This is a genomic window from Lysinibacillus sp. FSL W7-1291, assembly GCF_038593415.1.
Taxonomy (GTDB): Bacteria; Bacillota; Bacilli; order Bacillales_A; family Planococcaceae; genus Lysinibacillus; species Lysinibacillus fusiformis_D.
Genome location: NZ_CP151994.1, coordinates 1560680 through 1578355, shown reverse-complemented (window position 1 = coordinate 1578355; position 17676 = coordinate 1560680). Strand labels below are relative to the sequence as shown.

At 39.6% G+C, this 17676-nt stretch carries 17 protein-coding genes and 1 pseudogene; 4 read left to right on the top strand and 14 right to left on the bottom strand.

Annotated features, from left to right (window positions below):
* Positions 1 to 343: 343 nt before the first annotated feature.
* A complete protein-coding gene (locus NST76_RS07540) occupies positions 344 to 1513 on the top strand; it encodes an FtsW/RodA/SpoVE family cell cycle protein (RefSeq protein ID WP_271912815.1) in 1170 nt (389 codons plus the stop codon).
* Between the two features lie 30 nt (positions 1514 to 1543).
* On the opposite strand, the pseudogene NST76_RS07535 reads toward NST76_RS07540, so the two are convergent.
* The 7 genes and pseudogenes from NST76_RS07535 to NST76_RS07505 all read right to left on the bottom strand — a co-directional run.
* Positions 1544 to 1657 (bottom strand): annotated as a pseudogene (locus NST76_RS07535) (IS200/IS605 family transposase); the annotation flags it as partial.
* A gap of 205 nt (positions 1658 to 1862) precedes the next feature.
* Positions 1863 to 2072, bottom strand: coding sequence for a hypothetical protein (locus NST76_RS07530; RefSeq protein WP_016995612.1), 210 nt, complete (start codon positions 2070 to 2072; stop codon positions 1863 to 1865).
* Positions 2073 to 2117: 45 nt separating this feature from the next.
* Complete coding sequence (locus tag NST76_RS07525; RefSeq protein ID WP_036118680.1) at positions 2118 to 3635, bottom strand: NCS1 family transporter; 1518 nt, start codon at positions 3633 to 3635, stop codon at positions 2118 to 2120.
* 138 nt (positions 3636 to 3773) lie between these two features.
* A complete protein-coding gene (preA, locus tag NST76_RS07520) occupies positions 3774 to 5036 on the bottom strand; it encodes an NAD-dependent dihydropyrimidine dehydrogenase subunit PreA (RefSeq protein ID WP_342544889.1) in 1263 nt (420 codons plus the stop codon).
* A 200-nt stretch (positions 5037 to 5236) separates the two neighbouring features.
* Positions 5237 to 6604, bottom strand: a complete 1368-nt coding sequence (locus tag NST76_RS07515) for an NAD(P)-dependent oxidoreductase (RefSeq protein ID WP_089933262.1) — start codon at positions 6602 to 6604, stop codon at positions 5237 to 5239.
* Positions 6605 to 6703: 99 nt separating this feature from the next.
* Positions 6704 to 8107 (bottom strand): dihydropyrimidinase, encoded by a 1404-nt coding sequence (hydA, locus tag NST76_RS07510; RefSeq protein ID WP_342544886.1) that lies wholly within the window; start codon positions 8105 to 8107, stop codon positions 6704 to 6706.
* A gap of 44 nt (positions 8108 to 8151) precedes the next feature.
* Entirely contained in the window at positions 8152 to 9396 is a 1245-nt protein-coding gene (locus tag NST76_RS07505; protein ID WP_342544884.1) for a Zn-dependent hydrolase, read from the bottom strand.
* A 140-nt stretch (positions 9397 to 9536) separates the two neighbouring features.
* On the opposite strand from NST76_RS07505, the gene NST76_RS07500 reads away from it, so the two are divergent.
* On the top strand, positions 9537 to 10706 hold the full coding sequence (locus NST76_RS07500; protein ID WP_036118693.1) for a PucR family transcriptional regulator: 1170 nt from the start codon (positions 9537 to 9539) through the stop codon (positions 10704 to 10706).
* A gap of 119 nt (positions 10707 to 10825) precedes the next feature.
* On the opposite strand, the gene NST76_RS07495 is transcribed toward NST76_RS07500, so the two are convergent.
* Positions 10826 to 11041 (bottom strand): hypothetical protein, encoded by a 216-nt coding sequence (locus tag NST76_RS07495; RefSeq protein ID WP_036118696.1) that lies wholly within the window; start codon positions 11039 to 11041, stop codon positions 10826 to 10828.
* A gap of 36 nt (positions 11042 to 11077) precedes the next feature.
* Here NST76_RS07495 and NST76_RS07490 point away from each other — a divergent pair, with 36 nt between their 5' ends.
* The gene (locus NST76_RS07490; RefSeq protein WP_271912810.1) at positions 11078 to 12439 is read left to right on the top strand and encodes an aspartate aminotransferase family protein; all 1362 of its coding nucleotides are present in this window, start codon (positions 11078 to 11080) and stop codon (positions 12437 to 12439) included.
* 13 nt (positions 12440 to 12452) lie between these two features.
* Complete coding sequence (locus NST76_RS07485) at positions 12453 to 13973, top strand: CoA-acylating methylmalonate-semialdehyde dehydrogenase (RefSeq protein WP_058844634.1); 1521 nt, start codon at positions 12453 to 12455, stop codon at positions 13971 to 13973.
* A 107-nt stretch (positions 13974 to 14080) separates the two neighbouring features.
* Here NST76_RS07485 and NST76_RS07480 read toward each other — a convergent pair whose 3' ends face one another.
* The 6 genes from NST76_RS07480 to NST76_RS07455 all read right to left on the bottom strand — a co-directional run bounded on the left by NST76_RS07480 (position 14081) and on the right by NST76_RS07455 (position 17658).
* Positions 14081 to 14410 carry a DUF378 domain-containing protein gene (locus NST76_RS07480; protein ID WP_058844635.1) on the bottom strand — a complete coding sequence of 110 codons (330 nt, stop codon included), beginning with the start codon at positions 14408 to 14410 and terminating at the stop codon, positions 14081 to 14083.
* A 198-nt stretch (positions 14411 to 14608) separates the two neighbouring features.
* Positions 14609 to 15094: a methylated-DNA--[protein]-cysteine S-methyltransferase gene (locus NST76_RS07475; RefSeq protein WP_058844636.1), complete on the bottom strand. Its 486-nt coding sequence runs from the start codon at positions 15092 to 15094 to the stop codon at positions 14609 to 14611.
* On the bottom strand, positions 15091 to 15996 hold the full coding sequence (locus NST76_RS07470) for a DNA-3-methyladenine glycosylase 2 (protein WP_342544881.1): 906 nt from the start codon (positions 15994 to 15996) through the stop codon (positions 15091 to 15093). The genes NST76_RS07475 and NST76_RS07470 overlap by 4 nt, the downstream gene beginning before the upstream one ends.
* A gap of 14 nt (positions 15997 to 16010) precedes the next feature.
* Positions 16011 to 16568, bottom strand: a complete 558-nt coding sequence (locus NST76_RS07465; protein WP_036125187.1) for a bifunctional transcriptional activator/DNA repair enzyme AdaA — start codon at positions 16566 to 16568, stop codon at positions 16011 to 16013.
* A gap of 25 nt (positions 16569 to 16593) precedes the next feature.
* Positions 16594 to 17361, bottom strand: a complete 768-nt coding sequence (locus NST76_RS07460; RefSeq protein ID WP_342544879.1) for an isocitrate lyase/phosphoenolpyruvate mutase family protein — start codon at positions 17359 to 17361, stop codon at positions 16594 to 16596.
* A 174-nt stretch (positions 17362 to 17535) separates the two neighbouring features.
* Positions 17536 to 17658: a hypothetical protein gene (locus tag NST76_RS07455; protein ID WP_271912799.1), complete on the bottom strand. Its 123-nt coding sequence runs from the start codon at positions 17656 to 17658 to the stop codon at positions 17536 to 17538.
* Positions 17659 to 17676 lie beyond the last annotated feature (18 nt).

The following is a 17676-nucleotide window of genomic DNA, read 5'->3' as shown; positions in this document are numbered from 1 at the left end:
AAGAGAAGTCTCCACTAGGTTAGTAGAGACTTCTTTTAACGCTTAATTTGATTAATAGGCTAGTATAACTTTTCCCTAAATTATCAACATTAAAAATACCTAATAATCCATTCGATAGTACAAGTAGCTTGTCTTTCCCATATGTATCAAAAAACAGTTATCCATATATCACCAATAATTAAAGTATATAGCTAGAAATCACTTGTTCTATTTTTGTGGAAATTGGATGAATAGTTAAGCAAAATAATCTGAAGTCAAATTTATTACCCCGTTATGTCGCAACCTTCCATAGTTACCAATCGTTATCGTTAATAGTTGCTTCTAACAAAGGGGAGATATTTGAATGTTACATTTCAATAAATTGGATAAAAGTTTAGTAATTAGCTTGATGCTACTAGGTATGATTAGTTGTCTCTTTGTCCATTCCAGTAGTACGGTGTTCGAACAGTATTCAAGCTCATTTATTATAAAGCAGTTTATTTATTACATAATCGGATTTTTAACTATGTATGGGATAGCCATACTTGATATTGAACAGCTTAAAAAAATTGGCTGGCCGTTTTATTGGATAATGGTGTTATTAACATTTAGCTTATTCATTGCACCTGAAAGTATAGCTAGAACTATAAACGAGGCGAAGCGCTGGTACCAAATTCCTTTGCTAGGATCATTTCAGCCGTCAGAGTTTTTAAAGTTCGCCTTTTTAATCGTTGTCAGCAAGGTTATCGTCGCACATCGAGAGAAATACGAACGTCCTACCTTTTTCACGGATATGAGGCTTCTCTTCATAATTGCTATTATATCTCTTCCACCGATGCTCGCCGTTTACAAGCAACCTGATACAGGCATGGTCATGCTTTATATGTCGATGATTTTACCAATGATTTTCTTTTCAGGTATACAAAGAAAATTGCTTGTCATCTTTACAGCCGTCCCTCTATCAATTATTAGTGTTGTGGTACTTTTATATATAAAATCCCACGATTTTTTTACAGATAAAATTTTAAATAAATTATCAGGGCATCAAATTTCTCGAATTCATGGTTGGTTACAGCCATATGAATATCCAGATTCTTCTTATCAAACGAGGCAGGGGTTTTTAGCAATTGGTACAGGTGAGTTTACTGGGAAAGGATACATGAACAATAATGTTTATGTCGTGGAGAAACATACTGATTTTATTTTTGCGAATATTGCCGAAGAGCTAGGCTTTATTGGAGGATCATTTATAATTGCACTTTTATTTTTTGTTATTTACCGTATTGTTGTTATTACAGTACAAGCAAGAGACCCATTTATGACACTGATGGGTGCAGGAATTTCTAGCTTATTGGCCTTCCAAATTACCCAAAATATTGGTATGACCATTGGGCTTCTACCAGTAACTGGTATGACACTGCCATTTTTAAGCTATGGTGGAAGTTCACTAATATCAAATTTTATGCTAATGGGTATTGTGATGATTATCTACAAATCTTATAGCGGCTATATGTTTAAAGCAACAAAGGAATAAGTAATGAAATGTATAGGCTTTTAGTATTACTGCTTCTAGCAGGAGTAGCTTTCTTATGCTTACCATCTGGCGTAAAACTTTACCTATATCTGCTTTGATTTGCCCATAAATAATCTGTCTTCTATACTGGGGAGCAAAGACGATTTAATACTTACAATTCCATGTTGTGTGCTAAACTTTTATAATCCATTTGGATTCCCTTTCGTACGAAGTTGATTGACTAGACCTCATTGTACGAAAGGGTTTTTTTTCTTGTCTATAGCTAGAAGCTCTTTGGAACCCTCGCATCGTTTCAAAAGATACAAAAAACTCTATTCCCATCTCATTGAAAGGAATAGAGTGTAGGTCATTATTGTAATAATGTTTGTTCTTGTAATTTTGCAGAGAAGTATTTACGTGCATCCGCTGTCAGAATTTGCAACAATGTCACTTCTTCCTGACGAGCAAATTCTACAAACATCCCACTTAAATTTTCGTAGACATATTTGATTTTAAAGCCACTATCTAAATAATGATCTACTTTTTGGATTTCCTCTGTGCTTTGTTGGAATTCAGACATGTCATCACCTCACCTTCTTTTGAAAATGTCTTGATGTAGTCTATCTTACTCGGCGCCCTTCATTTCTAACAGAGGATCTGGTTGCTCCACAAGTTCTTCCTCCTCTAGGGCCGACGTTGGAGCAGATGCTGGTTGCCCAAATAGTTCATCCAAATTATGCCCGACTGTAATGCCTAAATATTTGGCATCACTCGGGTCTTCTAGCTCCGCCTGTGGATACTTTTTAAACCACCAATACTTCGCTAATACATAATATACAGCCGCTCCAACAACAAATCCTACTAAAGAGGAATAAGTTGCAAAAATATTCGCGACCGCTCCCCCAATGACCCAGGCAATTAACCCGGCCATATTAAAGCCCTTATAATATTTAAATTGCCCATCTAACTCATAAAGCTCTTTAACATGAACACGGCGTTTACGAATTAGGTAATAATCAGCAAATAAAATACCTACAATGGCCGTTAAAATACCGCCAATTATTAATAGGACATTGACCATCACATCAAATAGGCTCCAAGGCTGTGCAATAATACCAATAATTCCTGCAATGACAACCCCTACCCAAAACGGTACTTTAGGACCGCCAATATTAGAGAAAATCGTCGCAGCTGGCACAACATTGGCAGAGGTATTAGTCGACCATTGCGCTAACACAATCATCAACAATAAAATACCTAAAATAAAGCCGCTTGCACTTTGTTGTAGGGCGTTGATCGGATCAGCCGATGCAACAGCCATATAACAAACTGCTCCAATTGCGACAATGAATGTATTGGTAATTGGCATAACAATTAATGAGCCAACAAGCTGTGTTTTATTACGCTTAAACCAATTTCGCTCATTTTTAGGTGCCTTAAAGAAACGAGATAGGGAAGGCATATCGGCTGCGAGTGTTGCCCAAAAGCCCATATTTGCCATCACGACTACCATAAAAGCGGTAAAAGCAGCAATGCCTGTTGTTGGGGTTTCCACCCACGTCCAAATATTTTTTCCTTGTGACGTTGCACTATCTGCTAATGTGTAGTACATCCAACAAGAAATTAAAATAATGACAGGTGCTGCTAAATCAGCAAAGCGCTCAATGGATTTAATACCTAGGGATGTATTAAAAAGTTGAAGAGCAGCAAATACAAGGAAACAGATAAACCAATTATTAAAGCCAAACATTAAATTTAAAATACCATTTATCGCTAAAGCACCGAAATACGTATTAAGACCAAACCAACAAGCAGCTGTGACACCACGTACAAGGGAAGGTATATGTGTACCGAATGTGCCAAAAGGTGCACGCATATAGACTGGGAATGATAGCCCATGCTCAATTCCTATATCACCAATTAACGTCATAAAGACACCGATTAAACAAGAGCCTACCAATGTTGCTACAATAACCATTGGTAGTGATAAGTTCATAATGGCTGAGCCACCAATGGCAAAAGCTGCTAGAACAATCGCCATGCCAATCCAAATCACTGCAAAACCAAATGTTCCAATATTTCTTTGTTGATGTGTCACTGGAAGTAAATCTGGGGATTTCAAATAATTCCCTTCACGTTCCATCCTACTTCTCTCCTTTTTCTCTAATTTCCGTGACAACCTACTTGAAGTTATGCCTTCCTCCACCAAATGCTGAAGGAAGGTGGAATTTCGATTTTAATCATCTTTTATCTTATATTCAGTATTGAGCTAAAGAGGCCATTATTTTGACAGACTGCTCAGAAGGGCTTGACGTTCATTCCATGTCATTGGCGGAATCGTTGATGGACGTTCTACCATTGTAATGGCACCGTCGACAGGACAAACAATGGAGCATAGGTTACAGCCGACACAGTCTTCCTCACGAACCTTTAGCATTGGACGATCACCCTCTGTATAGAGATCAATACATTGATGGGAAGTATCCTCGCACGCAATATGGCACTTATTACAATTGATACAAACATCATTATTAATTTCTGCAACAATTTTATAATTTAAATCCAAATCACCCCAGCTTGAATATCTTTGCACAGAGCGACCTACTAAATCCATGACCGAAGCTAGGCCTTTATCATCTAAATAATTATTCAGTCCATCAATCATATCCTCCACAATACTAAAACCATGATGCATCGCTGCTGTACATACTTGGACGCCTGTGGCACCCATTAAAATAAACTCTGCTGCATCTTGCCAGTTCGAGATACCACCAATGCCCGAAATCGGTACATTGACTAATGGATTACGGGCACATTCTGCAACCATATTGAGGGCAATCGGTTTAACTGCTGGACCACAATAGCCACCATGTGCCCCTTTGCCAGCTACATTAGGCACTGTATTCCACGAATCTAAATCGACACCTGCTAAACTATTAATCGTATTAATCATACTAACTGCATCTGCTCCACCTCTTGTCGCTGCCTCCGCCGTTACAGTAATATCTGTAATGTTTGGTGTTAGCTTCACAATAACAGGTGTACGCGCTGCTTCCTTTACCCAGTACGTTTGTTTTTCCACCAACTCTGGGACTTGACCAGAGGCAGAACCCATGCCTCGTTCTGCCATCCCATGTGGACAACCAAAGTTAAGCTCAAGACCATCAACCCCCACATCTTCTACGCGTTTCACAATTTCATGCCACTTTTCCTGCTTTGGCTCTACCATTAACGAGGCAATAATCGCATGATTCGGAAATCTCTTTTTCGTCTCATATATTTCTTGTAAATTTACTTCTAATGGTCGATCTGTAATTAACTCAATATTGTTGAAACCTGCGACACGTTGACCATTAAAACTAACTGCTGCAAAACGAGAGGACACATTTAAAATTGGTTCCCCCAATGTTTTCCAAACAGTACCACCCCAGCCTGCTTCAAATGCACGCTGTACTTGATAACCTGAATTCGTTGGTGGTGCGGATGCTAGCCAAAATGGATTAGGTGATTTGATACCCGCTAAATTAATGCGTAAGTCAGCCATATAAGTTCCCCCTCTATCCCTTATTAACAAGCTATTTTGTACCGAAAGCATAGCATCAGGTATAAGCTGTAAGACCCCGACTTCAGAATGTAAAGGTATGCCCAAATATTCAAATGCTGAATCAACAGCCTGTAAAAACCCGATTGGTGAAACTAACAATCCGTGGAGGATGAAAAACCTCCACGGATTGAAGGTTCACTTTATGCAATCTCACTTGGTTTTCTTAAACGTTCATGAATCTTGTATGCTGCATCTTTTCCTTGTTGTACAGCGGTCACCACCATCGCTTCCCCCTGTCCATTACCAAAGACAACATCTCCACAAGCAAATACTTTGTCATGAGACGTTTGCATTGTCGTTTCATCAATATCGACAACCCCATTTGTATGGGCTAAACCAAAGGCTTCAATTAACGATACAAAACGCGTTTGTCCAATGGCTTTAATCACCGCATCCACTTCGATGATAAAATTGGAGCCTTCAACTTCTTCTGGTCGTTGTCTCCCATCAGCACCAGCCTCACCAAGCTTCATTTTCACACATTCAATGCCTGTCACCTTGCCCGCTTCATTGCCAATAATTTTCTTCGGTGCAGTTAGCCATTTAAATTCCACGCCATCCTGCTTAGCAAATTCATATTCAAATTTGTACGCTGTCATTTCTTTTTGCGTTCTTCTGTACAGAATTTGCACATTGTCAGCACCTAAGCGCACTGCACTTGTAGCACCATCAATGGCTGTATTTCCTGCTCCAATCACAGCTACTCGTTTTCCTACAATATCATTTGTAAGCGGTCCCATTTTTGTTTTTCGCACAAAGTCAATGGCATCATGTACACCTTCTAGTTCTTCACCTTTAATGCCCAGATTCGGCACAGCCCCCATACCGACAGCTAATATCACACTGTCATATTGCGCCAAAATTTCAGCTGCTGTAATATCCACACCTACAGCTGTATTGGTTTGAATGTCCACACCGAGCTGTTCAATTTGGTCCACTTCCCAATCTACAACTTCATTTGGTAAACGGAACGCTACAATGCCATAGCTACCTAAACCTCCAGCCTTTGCCTCCGCCTCATAAATCGTTACATGATAGCCTAAGCGGCTGAGTTCACGTGCTGCCGATAAACCAGCAGGGCCTGCTCCAATAATGGCTACTTTCTGTCCATTATGCTGGCCTGGTTGGAATAGCTGGGCATTTGTTTCCATTGCCCAATCCGTTGCATAACGCTGTAACTCACCAATTTTAATTGGCTTTGTTGAAGAATTTAAGACACACGCCCCTTCACATAGTTCTTCTGTTGGACAAACCCTCGCACAGCTTGCACCAATAGGATTTGCTTCTAATATAGTCGTAGCAGAACCCTTCATATTACCAGATGCAATTTTTTTTATGAAATTCGGGATTTGAATACTTGTTGGACAGGCTTTAATACATGGAGCGTCATAGCAATATAGACAACGATTGGCTTCCTCAATAGCCTCATTCTTTGTCATCTTTCCTTTTAATTCCATGAAATTACGTCTAAGCTGTATGGTCATCGCGTTTTCTTGAATCGGAACCATTTCCACATCCCCCTCATGTGAGCATTTTTTCCGTGAATCAATTACTAAACCGATTGTTTTGTTCTCCAGTCAAAACAATCGGTCGTCTACTGAAGGAAGCTAAATATTTAACGCTTCCGCAACTACTGTTCTTAATGGACGTTTAATGTATTGTCCACTGCCAAGTATGCCTACAAATTCTTTATTTTTAATGACATATTCCCCTCGGACTAGGACACTAACAGGCTCCCCTGTCACTTCCCAGCCTTCATATGGGTTATAGTCAACATTCATATGATGCGTTTTAGCCGAAATTTGGCGTTTTGCCTCTGGGTCAAAAACAACGATATCCGCATCAGAACCAATCGCAATCGTTCCTTTTTGCGGGAATAAGCCAAATATTTTTGCCGCACTAGTAGAAATCATATCCACAAATTCATGGATTGAAATTCTCCCCTTTGCTACACCCTCCGAATATAAAATACTGAATCGATCTTCAATGAATGGCCCGCCATTTGGAATTTTCGAGAAATCATTTAAGCCTAGCTGCTTTTTGCCCTTAAAGCTAAAGGAGCATTGATCTGAGCCAATGGTCTGAAGCTGTTTCGCCTTTAATGCATGCCATAAATGCTCTTGATGATACTTCGGACGAAGTGGTGGCGACCATACATATTTGGCTCCCTCAAAGCCTGGCTGTGCTAAGGCTGATTGATCGAGTGTTAAATATGGCGGACAAGTTTCACCATAGACGTCATAGCCTTTTTCACGAGCAGCAATAATTTCATCCACTGCTTCTTTACATGTCACATGCACCACATAGAGCTTTGCTCCAGCAATATGGGCTAATTCGATGGCACGCTTTGTTGCCTCTCCCTCTAATTCGGCTGGACGAGTCAGTGCATGATAAATGGGTTCCTTATGACCAGCACGTCGAGCTTCTTCTACCAGCTCATCAATAACAGAGCCATTCTCACAATGTACCATCACCACGGCACCAAGATCTTTAGCGATTTTAAAGGCTTTAAATAAAGTACGATCTGTTGCTTGGAATTCTTTTGCATACGCCATAAAGACTTTTACAGAGGTAATGCCCTCTTGCTCCAGTAGCTTCGGTAATTCAGCTTCCGTTTCAGGTGTTAAGTCGCCAATCATTAGGTGGAAACCATAATCAATAGCTGACTTTCCTTTAGCCTTGTCATGCCATTTCTCCACCGCTGTAGACAATTTTTCTTCCCCAGCTGTTAAACAGAAATCTAAAATAGTAGTTGTCCCACCATAGGCCGCTGCAATTGTACCTGATTTCCAATCATCATCTGTCACCGTATTATTGAATGGCATATCTAAATGCGTATGGGGATCAATGCCACCAGGTAATACGTACTTCCCTGTTGCATCAATTATTTCAGCATTAGCATCCGTTAAATTTTGTCCAATCTGAACAATTTTACCGTTATCAATTAAAATATCTGCCTCAAATACGTCAGCAGCAGTTGCAACTCGTCCACCTTTAATGATTTTTTTCATTGTGCCCCTCACCCTTCATCACAAAATTAGAGAATCCTTGATGTTTAATGCAGTGTATATGTCTCGCCCAGACTAAACTTTGTTTGTAGCGTTAACACCGTTTCTAGTAGAATATCTGCTCCCTTTGCACAATCCTCAAAGGTTGTTTCCTCTTCTTCACAATGACTCTTGCCTTCGATACTTGGGACAAAAATCATCGCGGAAGGAACCATACTTGCCATATACTGTGCATCATGACCAGCGCCGCTAAACATACGATGAGCTGAGTAACCAAAGCTTTGACATGCTCTTTCTACTTCATTGCAAATGGCGCTATCGAAATGCACGGTATCTCTTCCCCATAGCTTGACGGGCTGAATATGGCATCCGCCTGCTGTCTCTGGAAGTGCATTGAGAATATCCTCAACCAGTTGCATGACCTCTGGCTTTTGGTGACGGGAATCAATGGTAAATGTCACCTTATTCGGGATAACTGTATGAATATTTGGAGAAACATGCATACGACCAAAGGTAAACACAAGCTGTTCATCCACCTTGCCTAATTGCTCATGGAGCTCTGTCATGATCGTCGATGCAACAATCATCGGATCTTTGCGCATTGACATTGGCGTTGTCCCTGCGTGATTCGATTGCCCCGTAATGGTGATTTCGTAGCAGACCATACCTAGTACACCTTCAACAACACCAATTTCACGTTGTTTTGCCTCTAGTACTGGCCCTTGCTCAATATGCAATTCAATATAAGCCAGTGCTTCTTTTAGACGATTGACCTGCTCTCCTTCATAGCCACTTGCTTGTAATGCTTCTTGAAAGCGAATGCCATTTTTATCTGTGGATTGCAGCATTTTTTCTTTATCAAACTTCGAGGTGATGACCCCTGAACTCATCATGGCTGGATCAAAACGTGCCCCCTCTTCGTTCGTGAAATTGACAATCATGAGTGGAATATCCACATCAATGTCATTTTCCTTTATTGTTCGAATGGCCTCGATAGCTGTTAGTACGCCTAACACGCCATCAAATCTCCCACCTTTTTCAACAGAATCTAGATGGGAACCCATAACGATGGGCGGCACATTCTTTTTCCCAGGAAGCGTGGCATAAATATTCCCCATATCATCTACCTGAATGTTCATACCTAACGCCTCACAACACTTACAAAAATAGTTTCTTGCTAAAACGTCCTCATCCGAAAGAGACAAACGTGTGACACCACCATTGTCAGTGGCTCCAAATTGACTAAATTGTTCAATTAACTCTTGCAATCGTCTACTATTACATTTATACATATGCAAGTCCTCTCTTTCACAGTAGTTATTAAACATTCTAAAAAAAATAAAACTTGTGAGATATGGATAGTAAACTAAAAAAATATGTGCAACTGCACATCATATATGGTAAGTTATGTTCATAATTAAGGGGGGGAAATATGGGGACGATTCGTAAAATTGTAGAGGGTGTTCAATTCCCAATGCTCACATTAGTCGCTGGACATAGTGGTACGTATCGCAGAGTTACTGGTATTAACGTTGTGGAGAGCAGTGATTTAATCATGTTTTGTAGACCTAATGAATTAGTCGTCACAACAGGCATTCATTTAGATGCACAAGCAGCTTCCTTAGAACAGCTTGTCAAACAAGCCTACACCAAAAAAGTAGCTGGCTTTATCATTAATACAGGGCCTTTCATTCCTGATATTCCAGAAGCCGTCATCTCTTTCGCTAATCAACATGATTTCCCTATTTTTCAAATGCCATGGAATTATCGTATTGCCGATCTATTAAAAACTACTTTTCAATTTATTGCCAACCATCATCAAGAGCTCTCCATCGAAGAAAAGGTACTTTTCAATCTACTATTTCACTACAAACAAAACGCTAACACGATGAAAGATCAACTAGCACAGCTAGGATTTCCCCACGGGAGAGAATTAGCGATCATTACTTGCACAACCATTGGCACTCAAGCTTCTATTGACCGTTATGAGGTGATGATGCAATTCGCTTTTCAAAATCGCTATCAACGCTTCTTAAAATTAAAGCATAAAAATCACCTCATTTTTCTAATTGATAAAGCTCAAATCATAACACCGAATGTACCCTTCTCAAAAGTCGTGGAAGAAATCTATGAAAAAATCACCTTAAAAAACGGTTTCTTAGATATTATTATCGGAAAAGGGAACTATTATAAAGAGCTAGAAAATGCTCGTAAAAGCTATGATGAGTCATTAACTGTCATTCATTTAGCACAGCTTCATAACAACCGTTACTTATACAAATATCAAGAAATTGGTGCCTATAAAATACTTATGGCTGTGCAAAATCAGCCCTTGATGAAGTCTTTCAGTCAGGATATTTTAGGACAGCTTTATCGCTATGATGAATTGCACAACACAGATTACGTTCCTTTTTTACGCATATTTGTTGAGGAAAATGGCAGTACAAGTAGGATTAGTGAACGTCAATTTATTCATCGTAATACGGTTCTTTATAAAATAAAGAAAATCGAAATGCTATTGGACATGGACTTAAGTAATCCCTTTACGAAAACTAACCTGTATATTGCTTTTTTAATTGAGGATGTTTTAACACATCAGTAGATTACTTAATTATCTGATTTTTCAATCTTTTTACTTCTGCTATTTTTTCAAAAAAACTCGGCTACAAAATTTGCGACATCCTCCTGAGATTGTGAGGCAACATGATATTGGTCACACCGTCATTGCCACAGAACGTGGTGTTTTTTGACGGTGTTCTTTTCTTTCAGCGATTGATTGAACACCCACTGCAAACACTCATCTCCCTCAGTGTAGGAGGAAATCTTCAGTTCAATCAAGATAAATACCCCTTCTAAAACACTTAAGGCATACATATAAAGTACAAATGGGGTCAACTGTGCATTTTCGTTGTCCACATCTGATACAAACATATGCATGCTATTCAACCACCTATACAGAGGGAGTGAAGCTTCGTGACTAATGTAACAAGCCCAAATTGGCAAGTGAAAGATGAACAATTTGTTTGGCACTCTATGAAGCCATACAATCCGAATGCAACGATGATTGTCCAATCGTCTAAAGGAGCATGGATTACCGACATTGAAGGAAAACGCTATTTAGATGCTATGGCTGGTTTATGGTGTGTGAATGTTGGCTATGGACGAGAGGACATTGCCAAAGTTGCCTATGAGCAATTGCTTGAAAATACGTATACACCATTATCTGTAGGGCATATCCCTGCCATTAAATTAAGCGAAAAAATTAGTGAGCTTTTAGAAGATGATTATGTCGTCTTTTTCTCCAATAGTGGCTCTGAAGCAAATGAGGCTGCCTTCAAAATCGCTAGACAATATCATCAACAAAAAGGTCATGCCAATCGAACGAAAATTATTTCTCGTTATCGTGCCTATCATGGGAGCTCAATGGGTGCTTTGGCAGCTACTGGACAAGCTCAGCGAAAATATAAATATGAGCCACTGGCACCTGGTTTTCTTCATGTCACACCGCCTGATACGTATCGTGCAAATGAAGACCATATTAAAAGTAAGGACCCTTGTGCATTACCATCCGTTCAAGCGATTGATCATCTTATGACATGGGAAATGTCCGATTCCATTGCAGCTATCATTATGGAGCCGATCATCACTGGTGGTGGCGTGCTTATGCCCCATGACCATTACTTACAAGGGGTCAAAACTATTTGTGAAAAGCATGGTGCATTGCTTATTGTCGATGAAGTAATTTGTGGTTTTGGACGTACTGGCAAAGCTTTTGGATTTCAAAATTACGGCATCCAGCCTGATATTGTGACAATGGCGAAAGGCTTAACAAGTGCTTATATGCCTCTGTCAGCTACAGCTGTTCGCCGTGAAATTTATGAGGCTTTTGCAGGGAGTGAGGAATATGACTTTTTCCGCCATGTCAACACATTCGGTGGATCACCAGCGGCATGTGCCGTAGCACTAAAAAATATTGAAATAATGGAGCGGGAAGATTTATTTGCCCAGTCCGCTTCGCTAGGAGCAACACTTCTGGCTACCTTACAGGAGCAATTAAAGGAACATCCATATGTTGGGGATATTCGTGGGAAAGGCTTATTGATTGGCGTTGAGCTTGTTCAAGATAAAGACAGCAAAACACCACTCGATGTTACGCTTGTAAACAAAGTGATTGCGCAATGTAAGGAACTCGGATTAATCATTGGGAAAAATGGTGTAACCGTTGCAGGTTTCAATAATGTATTGACATTATCTCCGCCACTGATTATCTCCTCAGATGAGAAAGATTTTATTATTGAAAAATTTGTGCAGGCATTACAATCTATTAAACTGTAGGAGGAATAGCTAGATGGTAACGAATACCGACATAAAAGAGCTAGGTCATTTTATCAATGGACAAACGATTTTAGGGAAAAGTGGCCAGTTATCAGATGTTCACAACCCAAGTACTGGCACTGTCATCGCTCGTGTTCCTTTAGCAACAACAGCGGAGGTGCAGGAAGCGATTACTGCTGCCAAAGCTGCCTTCCCAGCTTGGCGTGCTTTATCTATTGGGAAACGAGCAGAAATCGTCCTAAAGTTTCGCCAACTATTAACAGAAAATATGGATGAGTTAATCGATATGATCTGTACTGAAAGTGGCAAAACAATGGAGGATGCAAAAGGCGAAATTACACGAGGTTTAGAGTCAGTAGATTTAGCTATTAATGCCCCACATCTACTAAAAGGTGAATATTCCGTTAATGTAGGTGGTCATATCAATGCCTATTCGATGAAAGTACCATTAGGCGTAGTGGCGGCTATCTCGCCATTTAATTTCCCTGCCATGGTTCCACTAGCCATTACAAGCATGGCGATAGCCGTAGGAAATTGTGTGATTTTAAAGCCATCAGAGCGTGTTCCTTGCTCCGCTCTATTTTTATCAGAGCTATGGAAAGAAGCTGGTTTACCAGATGGTGTCTGGACTGTCATTAATGGCGATAAAGAGGCTGTCAATGAGCTGTTATGCAACCCAGCCATTGAAGCAATTTCCTTTGTCGGCTCTACACCCGTCGCAGAAGCTATTTATGCCACAGCCTCTAAACATGGGAAACGTGTGACAGCGTTAGGTGGTGGTAAAAATAATATGGTGGTTATGCCAGATGCTGACTTAGAGCACGTTGCCAATGCCTTTCTAGGTGCTGCCTTTGGAGCTGCCTCTCAGCGTTGTATGGCGATTTCAACTATTATTCCTGTAGGTGAGGATACAGCCAATAAATTAGTCAGTATTCTTGCTGATAAAATTGCCAAATTAAAAGTGGGTCCGTATACAGACTCCGAAGTCGATTTTGGACCAGTTATTACACAGCAGTCCAAGGATGCCATTATTGGTTTTATCGATCGTAGCGTGGAAGAAGGTGCTACAATTGTCTGTGATGGAAGAAATCCTAATATCGCCAAGCAATCGAATGGTTTCTACTTGGGTCCTACCCTACTCGATCACGTAAAGCCTGGGATGGAAATTTATGAGCAAGAAGTATTTGGACCTGCACGGAATATTGTTCGAGTAGCTACATTGGATGAGGCAATTGCTCTTATTAATGCCCATGAATTAGGGAATGGTGTGACAATCTTTACAAACAATGGTGCGGCTGCTCGGAAATTTACCACTGAAATTGAAGTTGGAATGGTAGGTGTCAACGTGCCCATTCCTATTCCAGTAGGCTATCACAATTTCGGTGGCTGGAAACGTTCAAGATTCGGTGAAGGGCATATGTTTGGCCCTGACCAAGTACGTTTCTTCACAAAAACGAAAACCATATCAGAAAGATGGGTGGAACAAGGAAATGATGTAACCTCATCCTTTGCTTTTCCGAGTAATCAAGACTAATCACTAAAATAAACATTCGTGTTGCTTCTTAAAGGAGCCATGCGAATGTTTTTGCTCTATATAAAAAAACTGACGAACCAAATTGGTCACCAGTTTTTGCAGATTGATTAGTCGTTCTCTTTTTTCTCCACTTTTTTCACTTCTGTCTTTGTTACTCCAGTGAAATCCGCTTCCTCCCCAGCCTCCATGCCATAGCTAGGATTTCTGTCCATACGAGTGAATGTATCTACATCATCCTCGTCTTCAAATCGTTTCACAAGAATTGGTATGGTGATTAGACCTGCAAGTCCAACAAGGGCATATATCCATCGAGATAAGACCGCAGTTTGTCCACCAAACAAATAAGCAACTAAATCAAATCTAAAGAATCCAATGAGTCCCCAGTTGATTGCACCTATAATGACTAATACTAAGGCAATTCTATAAAGCACGCTCATGCGTACACCTCCTTTATCGTCTTTACTCCAAGCTAAATTTTCAGCAGGGAGATGTCATAAGAAGCGATAAAATGACAAAGACTAGTCATTAAAACCGCCATTTTGACGGTCTTATTTTTTGCAATAACTACTTTTTTATACAGCATGGAATTGCAGTGATGCTATTATCCCAAAGAAAGGTACGACGATGAACGAACATTACTTGGATGGATTTTTATAGGTTTGCTCATGCTGAAGTAACCATTCTTTGCGCCACATCCCGCCACCATACCCTGTCAACGTTCCATTGGAGCCAATAATTCGATGGCAAGGAACAACAATGCTTATGTTATTTTTGCCATTGGCACTACCGACAGCTCTTACAGCTTTTTCATTATTAATGGCCATTGCAATATCTTTATAAGAAGCTGTTTCACCATAGCCTATACTAGGTAAGGCATGCCAAACTGCTTGCTGAAAATCAGTACCTTTAAAGGTGTAGGGAAATGAAAATGCATGACGTTCACCAATAAAATACTCATGCAATTGCTTAGCACATGTTAGTAGCACTTGAGGAGTATCTTGTTGAGGGACATTGACAATCTCCCCTCGCTCTGCAAAATTAATCCCATCAATAGCTGTTTCACTACCTTCGATTTCAATAATTCCAATGGGCGATTTGTAATCTAATTTATACCGTTTCATATTAGTGACCTCCATAAATAAAAGGTGGCATAAGCTTGCCAGCCTTGCCAATGTTTCGCATAGTGATGAATTTCCTCAAGCGTTGGTTTTCGCTCTAATGCTAATTGTGTTTTTATTGCATTATGCAATCCAACATCCGCAATGGGGAAAGCGGATGGCTCTTGTAAACATTTCATCAACACATAGTCGGCTGTCCATGCACCAATGCCTCGAATAGCCATTAAACTTTTTTTCATATCCTCGTAGCTGTCTTTTTGACGCAATAAATCTTTTGTCAATTGGCCATTTGCTATACTTTTCGCAATATCAATAATGTACTCTGATTTCCTCAATGTAAATTGAAGGCTTCTCAAGTCCTCTACCTGAAGGGTTGCTATTTTTTCTGGTGTCGGAAAGAGCCAGTAGCTTTGTCCCTTAAAGTGAACATGCTCTCCAAAATGTTCTACAAATCGTTTTTTTAACGTATAAGCGAATGTTAAATTGATTTGTTGTCCAATAATAGCCCACACCAGTGCTTCAAATAAATCAGGAATTCCGATTAAACGTAATCCACTATATTTTTTCGTAAGTGAACATAAGATGGGATCCTGTTCAGCCATCTGGTAATAGTCCTGCAAGTTCCTGTTTAAATCAAACCACTCTATTATATATTGTACGATGATTGCTCGTTCATGGACAGCTGGCTGATTCATCAGAAAGGATACTTTTATTTTATTGTCTTGCTCGGTGACGGTACATAAAATAAGCCGTTCATTTATCTTTAATAATTTGAAGAGTGTGTCCTTTTTTATATGATGCAAATTTTCTTGATTGGAGCGCTTTAAGAACAGCAAACATTCCATATAATTGAATTCTTTTGGTGGTTCGATGACTACATAACAATCGGCATTTATCCAATTCATAATAGGTCTCCTTTCTATGAAAGGTGTCGATATTGTGTAGGTGAACAATTTTTCAACCGTCGAAAAACTTTATAAAAATTGGATGGACTTTGAAATCCTACTTCATAGCAAATTTCTAAATTTGTAGCATCTGTATGCTTTAATAAGTGGGCAGCTTTATCAATTCTTATTTTTTCTAGATATGTTCTGGGAGTCTCTTCTGTTTCTTGTTTAAATAATCGTTCAAGATGAAATGGACTGATGCCGACATGCGCCGCCATATCCTGTAATGTCAGCTTTTGTTTATACTCGTTGATGATAAATGCTGTAATATTTTTAATCAATTGGGTATGTGGTGAATGTTCGATTTCAGGCTGACAACGTTTACATGCACGATACCCGGCTGCTTCTACTTCTTGAATATCTTCATAAAATTCAACATTCACCTTTTTCGGTTTTCTTGATTTACAGGAAGGACGGCAATATATTTTAGTGGTTTTAACTGCCGTATAAAATAGCCCATCATAGGTTTGATCACATGCTATGATTTTTTCCCACTTTTCCTCAAAGGATAAATTGATTGGATTGTCCACGAATGAACCACCTCGATTTCATAGATTACACATATAAAGAAGAAGTATCTTGGTCTTTTACTAATTGTGCAGCATGCTGTGATAAATAGGCAATGATTTTATCTGAAAGTGCATTGCCAAAGCTCAAACGCCTTACCCCTAATTCTTTTAATAGTTGGCAATTTGTTAATCCTGGTAAAGAAAGAAGATTGATGGGTGCATCTACATTGCTTGTGATAGCACTTATTTCATTGATATCTATTAAGCCTGGGATAAAGACCCCACTTGCTCCGCTCTCGCTATAAGCTTGTGCTCTCATCATGGTTTCCTCGAACGGATGCTTTAGCAGCAAATACGTATCTGTTCTTGCATTAATAAAGAAATCTTTATAGCCATGATTATCTAGCCTTGCCCTCATATTTGTTAGCAGGTGACAGTGTTTTGTTATATTTCTTAATCCAGTTTGCTTTTTAAAGGAATCCTCGATGTTAATTCCTGCTACTCCAACATCTGCTGTTCTTAACACATTGTCGATAATACTTTGTTCATCATGACCATACCCCGCTTCAATATCCGCAGATACGGGGATGTTCACCTGCTCTGCAATAGCTTGAATAATATTTAGATGGTGTTGAAAGTCTATCCATTCACCGTCAGCATAGCCTAATGAATTCGCTATACCCCAGCTAGTTGTGCCAATCGCCTGAAAACCTGCTTTTTCTAATGCTAATGCCGATAATACATCCCAAGCATTTCCTAAAAACAACAGCTCTTGTGCACAATGTAAATCATTGAATTCCTGAATTTTTGACATAGCGAAAGCCTCCATACTGTTTGATTGACCTCATATTATCAGGAATTCTCCACTTATTTCGTCCTCAATCTTGCTATTATGGTCTTGTTGGACGCAATAGGAGCATACAAAAAAGACGTCCAAAACAATCGCTTTGTCCTGACGTCTTTTCATGTTATTTCAAATCAAACTACATTAAGTAAGCACCTGTTCCTTTGCATGCTTACGCTGGAAGGCAATCTCTTGTCGTTTTTCTTTCGTTACACGTTGCCAAATGACCACTGTAATAAACCCAATAATGGCTAAGATGTTCAACAAGCAACGGAAATCGTCATG

Bases quoted from the DNA above. Each gene is read 5' to 3' on its own strand.
- hydA (WP_342544886.1), bottom strand. From the start codon at position 8,107: ATGAAAAAAATCATTAAAGGTGGACGAGTTGCAACTGCTGCTGACGTA.
- preA (WP_342544889.1), bottom strand. From the start codon at position 5,036: ATGGCTGACTTACGCATTAATTTAGCGGGTATCAAATCACCTAATCCA.
- NST76_RS07485 (WP_058844634.1), top strand. From the start codon at position 12,453: ATGGTAACGAATACCGACATAAAAGAGCTAGGTCATTTTATCAATGGA.
- NST76_RS07460 (WP_342544879.1), bottom strand. From the start codon at position 17,361: ATGTCAAAAATTCAGGAATTCAATGATTTACATTGTGCACAAGAGCTG.
- NST76_RS07470 (WP_342544881.1), bottom strand. From the start codon at position 15,996: ATGAATTGGATAAATGCCGATTGTTATGTAGTCATCGAACCACCAAAA.
- NST76_RS07515 (WP_089933262.1), bottom strand. From the start codon at position 6,604: ATGGTTCCGATTCAAGAAAACGCGATGACCATACAGCTTAGACGTAAT.
- NST76_RS07480 (WP_058844635.1), bottom strand. From the start codon at position 14,410: ATGAGCGTGCTTTATAGAATTGCCTTAGTATTAGTCATTATAGGTGCA.
- NST76_RS07475 (WP_058844636.1), bottom strand. From the start codon at position 15,094: ATGAAACGGTATAAATTAGATTACAAATCGCCCATTGGAATTATTGAA.
- NST76_RS07505 (WP_342544884.1), bottom strand. From the start codon at position 9,396: ATGTATAAATGTAATAGTAGACGATTGCAAGAGTTAATTGAACAATTT.
- NST76_RS07525 (WP_036118680.1), bottom strand. From the start codon at position 3,635: ATGGAACGTGAAGGGAATTATTTGAAATCCCCAGATTTACTTCCAGTG.
- NST76_RS07530 (WP_016995612.1), bottom strand. From the start codon at position 2,072: ATGTCTGAATTCCAACAAAGCACAGAGGAAATCCAAAAAGTAGATCAT.
- NST76_RS07500 (WP_036118693.1), top strand. From the start codon at position 9,537: ATGGGGACGATTCGTAAAATTGTAGAGGGTGTTCAATTCCCAATGCTC.
- NST76_RS07540 (WP_271912815.1), top strand. From the start codon at position 344: ATGTTACATTTCAATAAATTGGATAAAAGTTTAGTAATTAGCTTGATG.
- NST76_RS07495 (WP_036118696.1), bottom strand. From the start codon at position 11,041: ATGCATATGTTTGTATCAGATGTGGACAACGAAAATGCACAGTTGACC.